Source organism: Citrobacter sp. CK195, assembly GCF_030333365.1.
GTDB classification, from domain to species: domain Bacteria; phylum Pseudomonadota; class Gammaproteobacteria; order Enterobacterales; family Enterobacteriaceae; genus Citrobacter_B; species Citrobacter_B koseri.
Genome location: NZ_JAOWGB010000023.1, coordinates 23475 through 37699 on the forward strand (window position 1 = coordinate 23475; position 14225 = coordinate 37699).

The following is a 14225-nucleotide window of genomic DNA, read 5'->3' on the forward strand; positions in this document are numbered from 1 at the left end:
ATGCGGCTATTTCAACAAATGCTGGTTTTTTGAATGCATAACGATAAAGATCTCTCTACGTGGCAGACGTTCCGCCGACTGTGGCCTACCATTGCGCCTTTCAAAACTGGGCTGATCGTGGCGGGTGTCGCGTTGATCCTCAATGCGGCCAGCGATGCTTTTATGTTATCGCTCCTCAAACCATTGCTGGACGATGGTTTTGGTAAAACAGATCGATCGGTGCTGCTTTGGATGCCGCTGGTGGTTATTGGCCTGATGATATTACGTGGTATCACCAGCTATATTTCCAGCTACTGTATTTCATGGGTATCGGGCAAAGTGGTGATGACCATGCGCCGTCGTCTGTTTGGTCATATGATGGGGATGCCTGTTGCATTCTTTGATAAACAATCAACGGGGACACTGCTTTCTCGTATTACCTATGACTCAGAACAGGTTGCGTCATCGTCTTCCGGGGCGTTGATTACGGTCGTGCGTGAAGGTGCATCGATCATCGCTTTGTTTATCATGATGTTCTATAACAGCTGGCAACTGTCGATCATTCTGGTCATTTTGGCGCCCGTTGTGTCTATTGCGATTCGCGTGGTATCGAAGCGTTTTCGTAGCATCAGTAAAAACATGCAGAACACGATGGGGCAGGTGACCACCAGTGCAGAGCAGATGCTGAAAGGCCACAAAGAAGTGCTTATCTTTGGCGGTCAGGAAGTTGAAACGAAACGTTTTGACAAAGTCAGCAATAAAATGCGTCTGCAAGGGATGAAAATGGTGTCTGCATCATCCATCTCTGATCCGATCATTCAGCTGATCGCGTCTCTGGCGCTGGCCTTTGTTCTCTATGCGGCTAGCTTCCCGAGCGTAATGGACAGCCTGACTGCGGGTACGATTACCGTCGTATTCTCATCAATGATTGCCCTGATGCGTCCTCTGAAATCGCTGACCAACGTCAATGCGCAGTTCCAGCGTGGTATGGCGGCATGCCAGACGCTGTTTGCTATTCTGGATAGCGAGCAAGAGAAAGACGAAGGCAAACGCGTAATTGAACGTTCGACGGGCGATCTGGAATTCCGCAATGTGACCTTTACCTATCCGGGGCGTGAAACGCCAGCGCTGCGCAATATCAATCTGCACATTCCGGCGGGTAAGACGGTTGCGCTGGTCGGGCGTTCCGGTTCAGGTAAATCAACCATTGCCAGTCTGATCACGCGCTTCTACGACATCAATGAAGGGAATATCCTGATGGATGGACACGATCTGCGTGAATATACCCTGTCTTCATTGCGTAATCAGGTCGCGCTGGTTTCGCAGAATGTGCACCTGTTTAACGATACGGTTGCGAACAACATCGCCTATGCGCGTACTGAAGAGTACAGCCGCGAGCAAATTGAAGAAGCGGCGCGTATGGCGTATGCCATGGACTTTATCAGCAAGATGGATGACGGTCTGGATACGGTTATCGGCGAGAACGGCGTACTGCTTTCCGGTGGCCAGCGTCAGCGTATCGCGATTGCCCGTGCGTTGCTGCGTGACAGCCCAATCCTGATTCTGGATGAAGCCACCTCTGCGCTGGACACCGAATCCGAACGCGCGATTCAGTCCGCGCTGGATGAGTTGCAGAAAAACCGTACTTCGCTGGTTATCGCGCACCGCCTTTCAACGATTGAACAAGCTGATGAAATTGTCGTGGTGGAAGACGGGATTATTGTTGAGCGTGGAACCCATAGCGAATTGCTGGAGCAGCGCGGGGTGTATTCGCAACTGCATAAAATGCAATTTGGCCAATGATCACCCGCATCTGGTCTGGTGAATCGCCCCTGTGGCGTCTGTTGCTCCCACTCTCCTGGCTGTATGGCCTGGTGAGTGGGGGGATTCGCCTGTGCTACCGGCTGGGAATTAAACGCGCCTGGCGTGCGCCGGTGCCGGTCGTTGTCGTAGGAAACCTTACGGCGGGGGGCAACGGAAAAACGCCGGTCGTTATCTGGCTGGTCGAGCAACTGCAACAGCGCGGCATTCGCGTAGGGGTTGTTTCGCGGGGGTATGGCGGTAAAGCGGCGTCTTATCCGCTGTTGCTTACTCCACAAACGTCCTCTGCGGAAGCGGGTGATGAGCCGGTACTGATCTATCAACGAACCGGCGCGCCTGTTGCTGTCTCGCCGGTTCGCTCAGACGCAGTAAAAGCGATTCTCGCGCGTCACGATGTACAAATTATCGTGACGGATGACGGGCTACAGCATTATCGTCTGGCGCGCGATATTGAAATCGTTGTCATCGACGGCGTGCGTCGGTTTGGCAATGGCTGGTGGTTGCCCGCAGGGCCGATGCGTGAGCGCGCCAGCCGGCTTAAATCGGTAGATGCGGTGATCGTCAACGGCGGCGTTGCCAGACCAGGAGAAATTCCGATGCAGCTGGCGCCAGGGCTGGCGGTCAATTTATGCACCGGTGAGCTCCGTCATGTCGCGGAGTTAAGCAACATTGTCGCGATGGCGGGGATTGGCCATCCTCCACGTTTCTTTGCTACGCTCGAAGCGTGTGGGGCGTCGCTACAGAAATGCGTTCCGTTGGCCGATCATCAGTCTCTCGCCTTTAACGATGTGAAGGCGTTAGTAACCGACGGGCAAACGCTGGTCATGACGGAAAAAGATGCCGTTAAATGCCGGGGATTTGCCGAGGACAACTGGTGGTATTTACCTGTAGACGCGCGTTTGTCGGGTGAACAACCCGACGCACTGCTTGAGCAACTCATCTCGCTGGCTCGCTAGCACAAATTGATGTGGCGGCAGCGAACGATTCCCGGAGTTATACATGTCGTTGCCGCATCTCTCTCTTACGGATGTTCGTCATCTCCATCTTGCTGCGCAAGGTTTGCTGAAAAAGCCTCGCCGTCAGGCATTGCCTGCGGATATTCTCGCGACGATTTCGCGCATGTCTTTATTGCAAATCGATACGATCAACGTTGTGGCGCGCAGCCCCTATCTGGTGCTGTTTAGCCGCCTGGGCCACTACCCTCAACAGTGGCTGGACGACTCGTTGTCGCGTGGCGAACTCATGGAATACTGGGCGCATGAGGCCTGTTTCTTACCGCGTAGCGACTTTACGCTAATTCGTCACCGTATGCTGGCACCTGAGAAGATGGGCTGGAAGTACAAAGCATCGTGGATGCAGGAACATGCCGATGAGATCGCGCAGTTGATCCAGCATATTCACCATAACGGCCCTGTGCGCTCAGCGGATTTTGCGCATCCACGCAAAGGCGCCAGTGGATGGTGGGAATGGAAGCCGCATAAGCGCCATCTTGAAGGATTGTTCACTGCCGGGAAAGTCATGGTTGTAGAACGGCGCAACTTTCAGCGCGTGTATGACCTGACGCAACGCGTGATGCCGCACTGGGACGATAAACGCGATTTACTGTCGCAGACAGAAGCAGAAATCGCCATGCTGGATAATAGCGCGCGCAGTCTGGGGATTTTTCGCGAGCAGTGGCTGGCGGATTACTATCGCCTGCGGCGACCTGAAGTGAAAACGTGGCGTGATATCCGCGTTGAACAGGGGCAACTGGTTCCCGTTCAGGCCGACAGGCTGGGGGCAATGTGGCTACACGCCGATCTGTTGCCGCTACTGGAGCAGGCGCTGAACAATAAGCTCACCGCTACGCATAGCGCGGTTTTATCCCCTTTTGATCCCGTCGTCTGGGACCGGAAACGGGCAGAGCAGTTGTTCGATTTTAGCTACCGCCTGGAATGCTATACCCCGGCGCCTAAACGCCAGTACGGCTATTTTGTTTTGCCGCTGCTGCATCGGGGGCAGTTGGTTGGGCGTATGGATGCCAAAATGCATCGCAAAACGGGCGTGCTGGAAGTCATCTCGCTCTGGTTGCAGGAGGGGGTTAAACCGGGCCAGACTCTGCAAAAAGGGTTGTTACAGGCGATTAATGCGTTTGCTCGCTGGCAACAGGCCAGCCGCGTCACGCTAGGGAGCTGCCCATCCGGCTTGTTTGCAGAAAATCGTCATGGCTGGGAAATAGACGCGGTCTCATAAACGATTATGTTAATATTGATGGATTCACAATCCGGTCCATCTGGAGGAACTATGGATCATCGTCTACTTGAAATCATTGCCTGCCCGGTATGCAACGGCAAACTCTGGTATAACCAGGAAAAACAAGAACTGATTTGCAAACTGGATAACCTGGCTTTCCCATTGCGCGATGGCATTCCGGTATTGCTGGAAACGGAAGCGCGTTCCATTACTGCTGATGAGAGTAAATCATGAGTTTTGTGGTCATTATTCCCGCTCGTTTTTCGTCCACGCGTCTGCCCGGTAAGCCTTTACTGGATATCAACGGCAAACCGATGATCGTGCATGTTCTGGAACGCGCGCGCGAATCTGGCGCTGAACGCATTATTGTCGCGACGGACCATGAAGATGTCGCTCGCGCGGTAGAAGCGGCGGGTGGGGAAGTCTGCATGACGCGCGCTGACCATCAGTCCGGGACGGAGCGTCTGGCGGAAGTCGTTGAAAAATGCGGTTTTAGCGACGATACCGTTATTGTGAACGTGCAGGGCGATGAACCGATGATCCCGGCGGTGATTATTCGTCAGGTGGCGGAAAACCTGGCGCAGCGCCAGGTTGGTATGGCGACGCTGGCGGCGCCGATTCACGGTGCTGAAGAAGCCTTTAATCCTAATGCAGTGAAAGTTGTGCTGGACGCTGAAGGCTATGCGCTTTATTTCTCGCGTGCGACGATCCCCTGGGATCGCGATCGTTTTGCGAAAAGCCTTGAGACCGTGGGCGACACGTTCCTGCGCCATCTGGGAATTTACGGCTATCGCGCCGGGTTTATTCGCCGCTACGTGAACTGGCAGCCCAGCCCGCTTGAGCATATTGAGATGCTGGAGCAGCTTCGTGTGCTGTGGTATGGCGAAAAAATCCATGTTGCCGTCGCCAAAGAAGTCCCGGGAACGGGCGTTGATACAGCCGAAGATCTTGAGCGCGTTCGCGCCGAAATGCGCTGATATCCGCTATCGCACTCCTCTCACAAATGGGAGGAGTGTCGTATCGTTACGATTTTCCCTTCATTTTTCTTTTCATCAATTGATCTCATCCGGGTGACATCTGTCCATACGGCGCTCATTATAAAAGCAGTGGCGTTTATGAGGGCAATCTGAAATGGAACAGCTGCGAGCCGAACTGAGTCATCTGCTGGGCGAAAAACTCAGCCGTATAGAGTGCGTGAGTGAAAAGGCGGATACGGCCTTGTGGTCGCTGTACGACAGTCAGGGAAACCCGATGCCGCTAATGGCGAGAAGTTTTACGACCCCTGGCGTGGCGCAGCAACTGGCATGGAAAACGACCATGCTGGCGCGTAGCGGCACGGTACGCATGCCGGTTGTCTATGGCGTGATGACGCATGAGGAACACCCCGGGCCTGATGTCCTGCTGCTGGAGCGTCTGCGTGGCGTCTCTGTGGAAGCGCCCGCCCGCACGCCTGAGCGCTGGGAGCAGTTGAAGGATCAGATTGTAGAAGGGTTGTTAGCCTGGCATCGACAGGACAGCCGGGGTTGCGTGGGCGCGGTGGATCATACGCAGGAAAATATCTGGCCGTCCTGGTATCGCCAGCGTGTTGAAGTGCTATGGACGACGTTAAACCAGTTCAACAACACCGGGTTAACCATGCAGGATAAACGCATTCTGTTTCGTACCCGGGAGTGCCTGCCTGCGCTGTTTGAAGGATTTAATGATAATTGTGTGCTCATCCACGGCAATTTTAGCCTGCGCAGTATGCTGAAAGATGCCCGCAGCGATCAGCTTCTGGCGATGGTGGGGCCTGGCGTTATGCTGTGGGCGCCACGAGAGTATGAACTGTTTCGGCTGATGGACAATGCGCTGGCGGAAGGGTTGCTCTGGCATTATCTGCAACACGCGCCAGTGGCGGAATCGTTCATCTGGCGGCGTTGGCTTTATGTGTTATGGGACGAAGTCGCGCAGCTGGTCAATACCGGGCGTTTTAGCCGCTCCAACTTTGACCTCGCGACAAAATCACTGCTGCCCTGGCTCGCCTGACGCGCCTTTCAGCCACTGCCAGATGCGCCCCAGCGTTTCATAACCGGCGCGATCGCTATGCATCAACCATACCGGGGAGGGAATTGCTCGCTCCCACGGATTTAACGGTGAATCTATCGCCAGTTGATTGGCTGGCGCTGGCAGCGGATGTAACCCAACATGCTGGAAGAAGATCATGGCGCGCGGTAAGTGGGAGGCGGAAGTGACCAGCAGGAAAGGGGCATCGCCGATGGCCTGTTTCACCGCTTCCGCCTCTTCTTCGGTATCTTTTGGCTGATCCAGCGTGATGATATCGCTGCGCGGCACACCCAGCGATTGTGCCACTCTTGCGCCCGCTTCTGCCGTACTCACGCGATTGGTTTTTGCCGCCGCGCCCGTAAAGATCAGTTTCGATCCCGGGTTGGCCAGCCAGAGGCGTACGCCTTCGTTCAGACGTGGGAGGCTGTTATTGATCAGATTCGAACTGGGCGCCCACTGGGGGTTCCAGGTGTAGCCGCCGCCCAGCACCACGATGTAGTCTACTTTTTGCGTTCCCTGCCAGGTGGGGTAACTGTCTTCAATCGGTTTGAGTAAACGGTCAGCAACAGGTTGCAGGCTTAACAGAAATATTGCCAGCCATCCCAGGCTGATAAACGCCTTCCCGGTTTTCTGAAAGCGGCTAAACCATACCAGCGCCAGCCCCACGCCCATGATGAGCAGCATAAAGGGAAGCGGTAGCAACAGACCGCCAGTCACTTTCTTCAGAGTAAAAAGCATCCTTTTTGGTTCCTTTTTTGACCATACAGCAGGGGATCAGCAGGGATATTACACCAGACAGGTTAAATATCGCCGCGACTATGACAAAATAGCTTCTTTTTAAAAGCACACCTGAGCCAGCCTGTGGAGAGTCCGATGCGGGACCGCAATTTTGATGACATTGCTGAAAAGTTTTCCCGTAACATCTACGGAACCACTAAAGGACAGCTGCGACAGGCGATTCTGTGGCAGGATCTTGATCGGTTGCTGGCGGAATTCGGCGAGCGAAAACTGCACATCCTGGATGCTGGCGGCGGAGAGGGGCAAACGGCCATCAAAATGGCGGAGCGTGGGCATCAGGTTACATTGTGCGATCTGTCCGGCGAGATGATCGCGCGTGCGCAGCAGGCGGCAGAAGCAAAAGGTGTGAGCGGAAACATGCATTTTATACAATGCGCTGTTCAGGATGTCGCTTCGCATTTGGAAACCTCCGCTGATCTGATATTGTTTCATGCTGTGCTGGAGTGGGTGGCGGAACCGGTCGGCGTGTTAGAGGCGATTTGGTCAGTTTTGCGTCCCGGCGGAGCACTGTCGTTAATGTTCTACAATGCTAACGGCCTGTTGATGCATAACATGGTGGCAGGGAACTTTGACTATGTGCAGGTAGGGATGCCAAAACGCAAAAAGCGTACGCTTTCGCCAGACTATCCACGTAAACCCGAGCAGGTTTATCAGTGGCTGGAAGATATTGGCTGGCAGATTACCGGTAAGACCGGCGTACGCGTATTTCATGATTATCTGCGTGAGAAGCATCAACAGCGTGACTGCTATGAGATGTTAGTTGAATTAGAAACGCGTTATTGCCGCCAGGAGCCGTATATTAGCCTTGGCCGCTACATTCATGTCACCGCGCGCAAACCGCAGATGCAAGGATAACTTATGAGTGAATTTTCCCAGACAGTCCCCGAACTGGTTGCCTGGGCCAGAAAAAATGACTTTTCCATCTCTCTGCCGGTAGATCGACTTTCGTTCCTGCTGGCGGTAGCCACGCTGAACGGCGAGCGCCTGGACGGGGAGATGAGTGAAGGCGAACTGGTGGATGCGTTCCGCCATGTCAGTGATGCGTTTGAGCAAACCAGCGAAACCATCGGCGTGCGCGCCAACAACGCGATCAACGATATGGTACGTCAACGTCTGCTGAACCGCTTTACCAGCGAGCAAGCGGAAGGCAACGCCATTTATCGCCTGACGCCGCTCGGGATTGGCATTACCGATTACTACATCCGCCAGCGTGAGTTTTCCACGTTGCGCCTTTCCATGCAGCTATCCATTGTCGCGGGTGAACTGAAGCGGGCGGCGGATGCGGCAGATGAGGGCGGCGACGAATTTCACTGGCATCGCAACGTTTATGCGCCGCTGAAATATTCGGTCGCGGAAATTTTCGACAGCATCGACCTGACCCAGCGCATCATGGATGAGCAGCAGCAGCAGGTAAAAGACGACATTGCGCAGTTGCTGAACAAAGACTGGCGCGCGGCGATTTCGAGTTGCGAACTGCTGCTTTCTGAAACATCCGGCACGCTGCGTGAGTTGCAGGATACGCTCGAAGCGGCTGGCGATAAATTGCAGGCTAATCTGTTACGCATCCAGGACGCCACGATGGCGCATGACGACCTGCATTTTGTGGATCGTCTGGTGTTCGATCTGCAAAGCAAACTCGACCGCATTATTAGCTGGGGTCAGCAATCCATCGACCTGTGGATTGGCTATGACCGACACGTACACAAATTTATCCGTACTGCGATTGATATGGATAAAAACCGCGTCTTTGCCCAGCGACTGCGCCAGTCCATCCAGGGCTATTTTGATGAGCCGTGGGCGCTGACCTATGCCAACGCCGATCGTCTGCTGGATATGCGCGATGAAGAGATGGCGCTGCGCGATGAAGAGGTGACCGGCGAACTGCCGCCGGATCTGGAATATGAAGAATTTAACGAGATCCGCGAACAACTGGCGGCGATTATCGAAGAACAGCTGGCTATCTATAAATCCAGACAAGCCCCACTGGATCTCGGCCTGGTAGTGCGCGAATATCTGGCGCAATACCCACGAGCGCGTCACTTCGACGTGGCGCGTATTGTTATCGATCAGGCGGTACGTCTTGGCGTAGCGCAAGCAGACTTCACCGGACTGCCAGCCAAATGGCAGCCGATTAATGATTACGGAGCCAAGGTACAGGCGCATGTCATTGACAAATATTGAACAAGTGATGCCGGTTAAGCTGGCGCAGGCGCTGGCAAACCCGTTATTTCCGGCGCTGGATAGCGCATTACGCTCCGGCAGACATATCGGTCTGGATGAGCTGGATAATCATGCCTTCCTGATGGATTTCCAGGAGTATCTGGAAGAGTTTTACAGTCGCTATAACGTCGAACTGATTCGCGCGCCGGAGGGTTTTTTCTACCTGCGCCCGCGTTCCACGACGATTATCCCGCGCTCCGTCTTGTCTGAACTGGACATGATGGTGGGTAAAATCCTCTGTTACCTCTATCTCAGCCCGGAGCGGTTGGCAAATGAGGGGATTTTTACCCAGCAGGAACTGTACGATGAGCTGCTCGCCCTGACAGACGAAGCCAAATTGCTGAAACTGGTCAACAACCGCTCAACGGGGTCTGACGTGGATCGTCAGAAACTACAGGAGAAGGTGCGCTCGTCGTTAAACCGTCTGCGTCGCTTAGGGATGGTGTGGTTTATGGGCCATGACAGCAGCAAATTCCGTATCACGGAATCGGTGTTCCGCTTTGGCGCGGATGTGCGTACCGGTGACGATCCGCGTGAAGCGCAGCGTCGCTTAATCCGCGATGGGGAAGCCATGCCGGTTGAAAATCACCTGCAACTCAACGATGAGACCGAAGAGAATCAGCCGGACAGTGGAGAGGAAGAATAATGATTGAACGCGGTAAATTTCGCTCACTAACGCTGATTAACTGGAACGGCTTTTTTGCCCGCACCTTTGACCTCGATGAGCTGGTCACCACGCTGTCCGGCGGGAACGGCGCCGGTAAATCCACCACGATGGCGGCGTTCGTCACGGCGCTGATCCCGGACTTAACCTTACTGCATTTCCGTAACACCACGGAAGCCGGGGCCACCAGCGGATCGCGCGATAAAGGCCTGCACGGTAAGCTGAAAGCGGGCGTCTGTTATTCCATGCTCGACGTCCTCAATTCTCGCCATCAGCGTGTTGTGGTGGGCGTACGTTTGCAGCAGGTCGCCGGACGCGATCGCAAAGTTGATATCAAACCGTTTGCCATTCAGGGCTTGCCGATGTCGGTGCAGCCGACGCAGTTGGTGACGGAAACGCTGAACGAGCGCCAGGCGCGCGTGTTGACCCTCGCGGAGCTGAAAGAGAAGCTCGATGCGATGGAAGGCGTGCAGTTTAAGCAGTTTAACTCGATCACCGATTATCACTCGCTGATGTTCGATCTGGGCATCATTGCCCGCCGTCTGCGTTCTGCGTCCGATCGCAGCAAGTTCTATCGTCTGATTGAAGCCTCGCTGTACGGCGGGATCTCCAGCGCGATTACTCGTTCCCTGCGTGACTACCTGCTGCCGGAAAATAGCGGCGTGCGTAAAGCGTTCCAGGATATGGAAGCCGCGCTGCGTGAAAACCGTATGACGCTGGAAGCGATCCGCGTAACCCAGTCGGATCGTGGCCTGTTCAAGCATTTGATTAGCGAAGCCACTAACTACGTGGCGGCGGACTACATGCGCCACGCCAACGAACGCCGGGTTCATCTGGATAAAGCGCTGGAGTTTCGTCGCGAGCTGTACACATCGCGTAAGCAACTGGCGGCGGAACAGTTCAAACACGTGGATATGGCGCGTGAACTGGGCGAGCACAACGGTGCGGAAGGGGATCTGGAAGCGGATTACCAGGCCGCCAGCGACCACCTGAACCTGGTGCAGACCGCGCTGCGCCAGCAGGAGAAGATCGAGCGCTATGAAGCGGATCTCGATGAGCTGCAAATTCGTCTCGAAGAGCAAAATGAAGTGGTGGCTGAAGCCGCCGACATGCAGGAAGAGAACGAAGCCCGTGCGGAAGCCGCCGAGCTGGAAGTGGATGAACTGAAAAGCCAACTGGCGGACTATCAGCAGGCGCTGGATGTGCAGCAGACGCGCGCGATTCAGTACAACCAGGCGATCCAGGCGCTCGACCGCGCCAAAGCGCTTTGTCATCTGCCTGACCTGACGGCGGACAGCGCCGCAGAATGGCTGGAGACGTTCCAGGCGAAAGAGCAGGAAGCAACGGAAAAACTGCTTTCGCTGGAACAGAAAATGAGCGTGGCGCAAACCGCGCACAGTCAGTTTGAACAGGCATATCAGCTGGTGGCCGCCATTAATGGCCCGCTGGCGCGTAATGAAGCCTGGAGCGTGGCGCGCGACCTGCTGCGCGAAGGCGTGGAACAGCGTCACCTGGCGGAGCAGGTTCAGCCGCTGCGTATGCGTCTGAGTGAACTGGAACAGCGTCTGCGCGAACAGCAGGAAGCTGAACGCCTGCTGGCGGAATTCTGTAAACGTCAGGGCAAACATTTCGACATTGATGAGCTGGAAGCGCTGCACCAGGAGCTGGAAGCCCGCATCGCCGCCCTGTCGGATAGCGTTTCTAACGCCCATGAACAGCGTATGACGCTGCGTCAGGAGCAGGAGCAACTCCAGTCCCGCATTCAGCACTTAATGCAGCGCGCCCCGATCTGGCTGGCGGCGCAAAACAGTCTGAATCAGCTGTGCGAACAGAGCGGCGAAGAGTTTACCTCCAGCCAGGATGTAACCGAGTATCTGCAACAGTTGCTGGAGCGCGAGCGTGAAGCGATTGTAGAGCGCGACGAAGTTGGCGCGCGTAAGAACGCGGTTGACGAAGAGATTGAACGTTTAAGCCAGCCGGGCGGCTCGGAAGACTCGCGTCTGAACGCGCTGGCGGAGCGTTTTGGCGGCGTGTTGCTGTCGGAAATCTATGATGACGTCAGCTTCGAAGACGCGCCGTACTTCTCCGCGCTGTACGGCCCGTCCCGTCATGCTATCGTGGTGCCGGATCTGTCGCTGATCGCCGAACAGCTTGAAGGGCTGACGGATTGCCCGGAAGATCTCTATTTCATCGAAGGGGACCCGCAGTCGTTCGATGACAGCGTCTTCAGCGTTGATGAGCTGGAAAACGCGGTGGTGGTGAAAACCGCCGAGCGTCAGTGGCGTTATTCCCGTTTCCCGACGGTGCCGATCTTTGGTCGCGCCGCGCGTGAAAACCGTATTGAAAGTCTGCATGCTGAGCGCGAAGGGCTGTCTGAACGCTTTGCGACGTTGTCCTTCGACGTGCAGAAAACTCAGCGTCTGCATCAGGCGTTCAGTCGTTTTATCGGCAGCCATCTGGCGGTCGCGTTTGAGGCCGACCCGGAAGCGGAAATTCGCCAATTGAATGGCCGTCGCGTTGAACTGGAACGCGCGCTGGCTACGCATGAAAACGACAACCAGCAGCAGCGTATTCAGTTTGAACAGGCGAAAGAGGGCGTCTCCGCTCTGAACCGCTTACTGCCGCGCCTGAACCTGCTGGCGGACGACACGCTGGCTGACCGCGTGGATGAAATTCAGGAACGTCTGGATGATGCGCAGGAAGCGGCGCGTTTTATACAGCAACACGGTAATCAGTTAGCCAAACTGGAGCCGATCGTCTCGGTTCTGCAAAACGATCCCGAACAGTTTGAGCAACTGAAAGAAGATTACGCATACTCCCAGCAAATGCAGCGGGATGCGCGTCAGCAGGCTTTTGCGCTGACCGAGGTCGTACAGCGTCGGGCGCACTTCAGCTATTCCGACTCGGCCGAAATGCTGAGCGGCAACAGCGATCTGAACGAAAAACTGCGTCAGCGTCTGGAACAGGCGGAAGCCGAGCGTACCCGTGCCCGTGAAGCGTTACGCGGTCATGCCGCGCAACTCAGCCAGTACAATCAGGTTCTGGCCTCACTGAAAAGCTCGTATGACACCAAGAAAGAGCTGCTGGGCGACCTGCAACGTGAATTACAGGATATCGGCGTGCGTGCCGACAGCGGTTCGGAAGAGCGCGCGCGTATCCGCCGTGACGAACTGCATACGCAACTGAGCAATAACCGCTCACGTCGTAACCAGCTGGAAAAAGCGCTGACCTTCTGTGAAGCAGAAATGGATAACCTGACCCGCAGACTGCGCAAGCTGGAACGCGATTATCATGAAATGCGCGAGCAGGTGGTCACCGCGAAAGCCGGGTGGTGCGCGGTGATGCGGATGGTGAAAGATAACGGGGTAGAGCGCCGTCTGCATCGTCGCGAGTTGGCTTATCTGTCGGCAGATGAACTTCGCTCCATGTCGGATAAGGCGTTGGGTGCGTTGCGTCTGGCGGTGGCGGATAATGAACACCTGCGTGATGTATTACGTATGTCGGAAGATCCAAAACGACCGGAACGTAAGATCCAGTTCTTCGTGGCGGTTTACCAGCATCTGCGGGAGCGTATTCGCCAGGATATCATCCGTACCGATGACCCGGTTGAGGCCATCGAACAGATGGAAATTGAGTTGAGTCGCCTGACGGAAGAGCTAACCTCCCGCGAACAGAAGCTGGCGATCAGCTCGCGCAGCGTGGCGAACATTATTCGTAAGACGATTCAGCGCGAACAAAACCGTATTCGTATGCTGAACCAGGGGCTGCAAAACGTCTCGTTCGGTCAGGTGAACAGCGTGCGTCTCAACGTTAACGTGCGGGAAACGCATGCGACCTTGCTGGATGTTCTTTCCGAACAGCATGAGCAGCATCAGGATCTGTTTAACAGCAACCGCCTGACCTTCTCTGAAGCGCTGGCGAAGCTGTATCAGCGCCTGAATCCGCAGATTGATATGGGGCAGCGTACGCCGCAGACCATTGGCGAGGAGCTTCTGGATTACCGTAACTATCTGGAGATGGAAGTCGAGGTCAACCGTGGTTCAGACGGCTGGCTGCGTGCGGAGTCCGGCGCGCTGTCTACCGGTGAAGCGATTGGTACCGGGATGTCCATTCTGGTGATGGTAGTACAAAGCTGGGAAGACGAAGGCCGCCGCTTGCGCGGAAAAGATATCTCCCCATGCCGCCTGCTGTTCCTTGATGAGGCTGCGCGTCTGGATGCGCGTTCCATCGCGACGCTGTTCGAACTGTGCGAACGTCTGCAAATGCAGCTTATCATCGCTGCGCCGGAAAACATCAGCCCTGAGAAAGGCACCACCTATAAGCTGGTGCGTAAGGTTTTCCACAATACCGAACACGTTCATGTGGTCGGACTGCGTGGCTTCGCCCCACAACTGCCGGAGACGCTACCTGGCACCGGCACCGAAGATGCTTCGTCGCAGGCCGCCGGGTAAGTAAGATGAAGACGGCC

General features: G+C 55.3%; 11 protein-coding genes. 10 read left to right on the top strand and 1 reads right to left on the bottom strand.

Annotated elements, in window-relative coordinates:
• The first annotated feature begins 33 nt into the window (after positions 1-33).
• From msbA to OGX93_RS08560, 6 genes are all read left to right on the top strand, one after another.
• The gene (msbA, locus tag OGX93_RS08535; protein ID WP_200075422.1) at positions 34-1782 is read left to right on the top strand and encodes a lipid A ABC transporter ATP-binding protein/permease MsbA; all 1749 of its coding nucleotides are present in this window, start codon (positions 34-36) and stop codon (positions 1780-1782) included.
• A complete protein-coding gene (lpxK, locus tag OGX93_RS08540; protein WP_286449309.1) occupies positions 1779-2756 on the top strand; it encodes a tetraacyldisaccharide 4'-kinase in 978 nt (325 codons plus the stop codon). Before msbA ends, lpxK begins: the two co-directional genes overlap by 4 nt.
• A 43-nt stretch (positions 2757-2799) precedes the next feature.
• Entirely contained in the window at positions 2800-4032 is a 1233-nt protein-coding gene (locus OGX93_RS08545) for a winged helix-turn-helix domain-containing protein (protein ID WP_286449307.1), read from the top strand.
• A gap of 51 nt (positions 4033-4083) precedes the next feature.
• Positions 4084-4266, top strand: coding sequence for a protein YcaR (ycaR, locus tag OGX93_RS08550; protein ID WP_012133009.1), 183 nt, complete (start codon positions 4084-4086; stop codon positions 4264-4266).
• Positions 4263-5009 carry a 3-deoxy-manno-octulosonate cytidylyltransferase gene (gene kdsB / locus OGX93_RS08555; protein ID WP_012133008.1) on the top strand — a complete coding sequence of 249 codons (747 nt, stop codon included), beginning with the start codon at positions 4263-4265 and terminating at the stop codon, positions 5007-5009. The genes ycaR and kdsB overlap by 4 nt, the downstream gene beginning before the upstream one ends.
• Before the next feature lie 154 nt (positions 5010-5163).
• The gene (locus OGX93_RS08560) at positions 5164-6057 is read left to right on the top strand and encodes a YcbJ family phosphotransferase (protein ID WP_012133006.1); all 894 of its coding nucleotides are present in this window, start codon (positions 5164-5166) and stop codon (positions 6055-6057) included.
• Here the strand turns inward: OGX93_RS08560 and elyC are convergent.
• On the bottom strand, positions 6034-6813 hold the full coding sequence (elyC, locus tag OGX93_RS08565) for an envelope biogenesis factor ElyC (protein WP_012133005.1): 780 nt from the start codon (positions 6811-6813) through the stop codon (positions 6034-6036). The two genes, OGX93_RS08560 and elyC, sit on opposite strands and share 24 nt — an antisense overlap.
• A 135-nt stretch (positions 6814-6948) precedes the next feature.
• On the opposite strand from elyC, the gene cmoM reads away from it, so the two are divergent.
• From cmoM to mukB, 4 genes are read left to right on the top strand one after another with little or no spacing between them, the layout of a single operon-like run.
• Entirely contained in the window at positions 6949-7728 is a 780-nt protein-coding gene (gene cmoM, locus OGX93_RS08570; protein ID WP_114848418.1) for a tRNA uridine 5-oxyacetic acid(34) methyltransferase CmoM, read from the top strand.
• Positions 7729-7731: 3 nt separating this feature from the next.
• The gene (gene mukF, locus OGX93_RS08575) at positions 7732-9054 is read left to right on the top strand and encodes a chromosome partition protein MukF (protein ID WP_012133002.1); all 1323 of its coding nucleotides are present in this window, start codon (positions 7732-7734) and stop codon (positions 9052-9054) included.
• On the top strand, positions 9035-9739 hold the full coding sequence (gene mukE / locus OGX93_RS08580; protein ID WP_024130476.1) for a chromosome partition protein MukE: 705 nt from the start codon (positions 9035-9037) through the stop codon (positions 9737-9739). Before mukF ends, mukE begins: the two co-directional genes overlap by 20 nt.
• On the top strand, positions 9739-14208 hold the full coding sequence (mukB, locus tag OGX93_RS08585) for a chromosome partition protein MukB (protein WP_286487803.1): 4470 nt from the start codon (positions 9739-9741) through the stop codon (positions 14206-14208). The genes mukE and mukB overlap by 1 nt, the downstream gene beginning before the upstream one ends.
• Positions 14209-14225 lie beyond the last annotated feature (17 nt).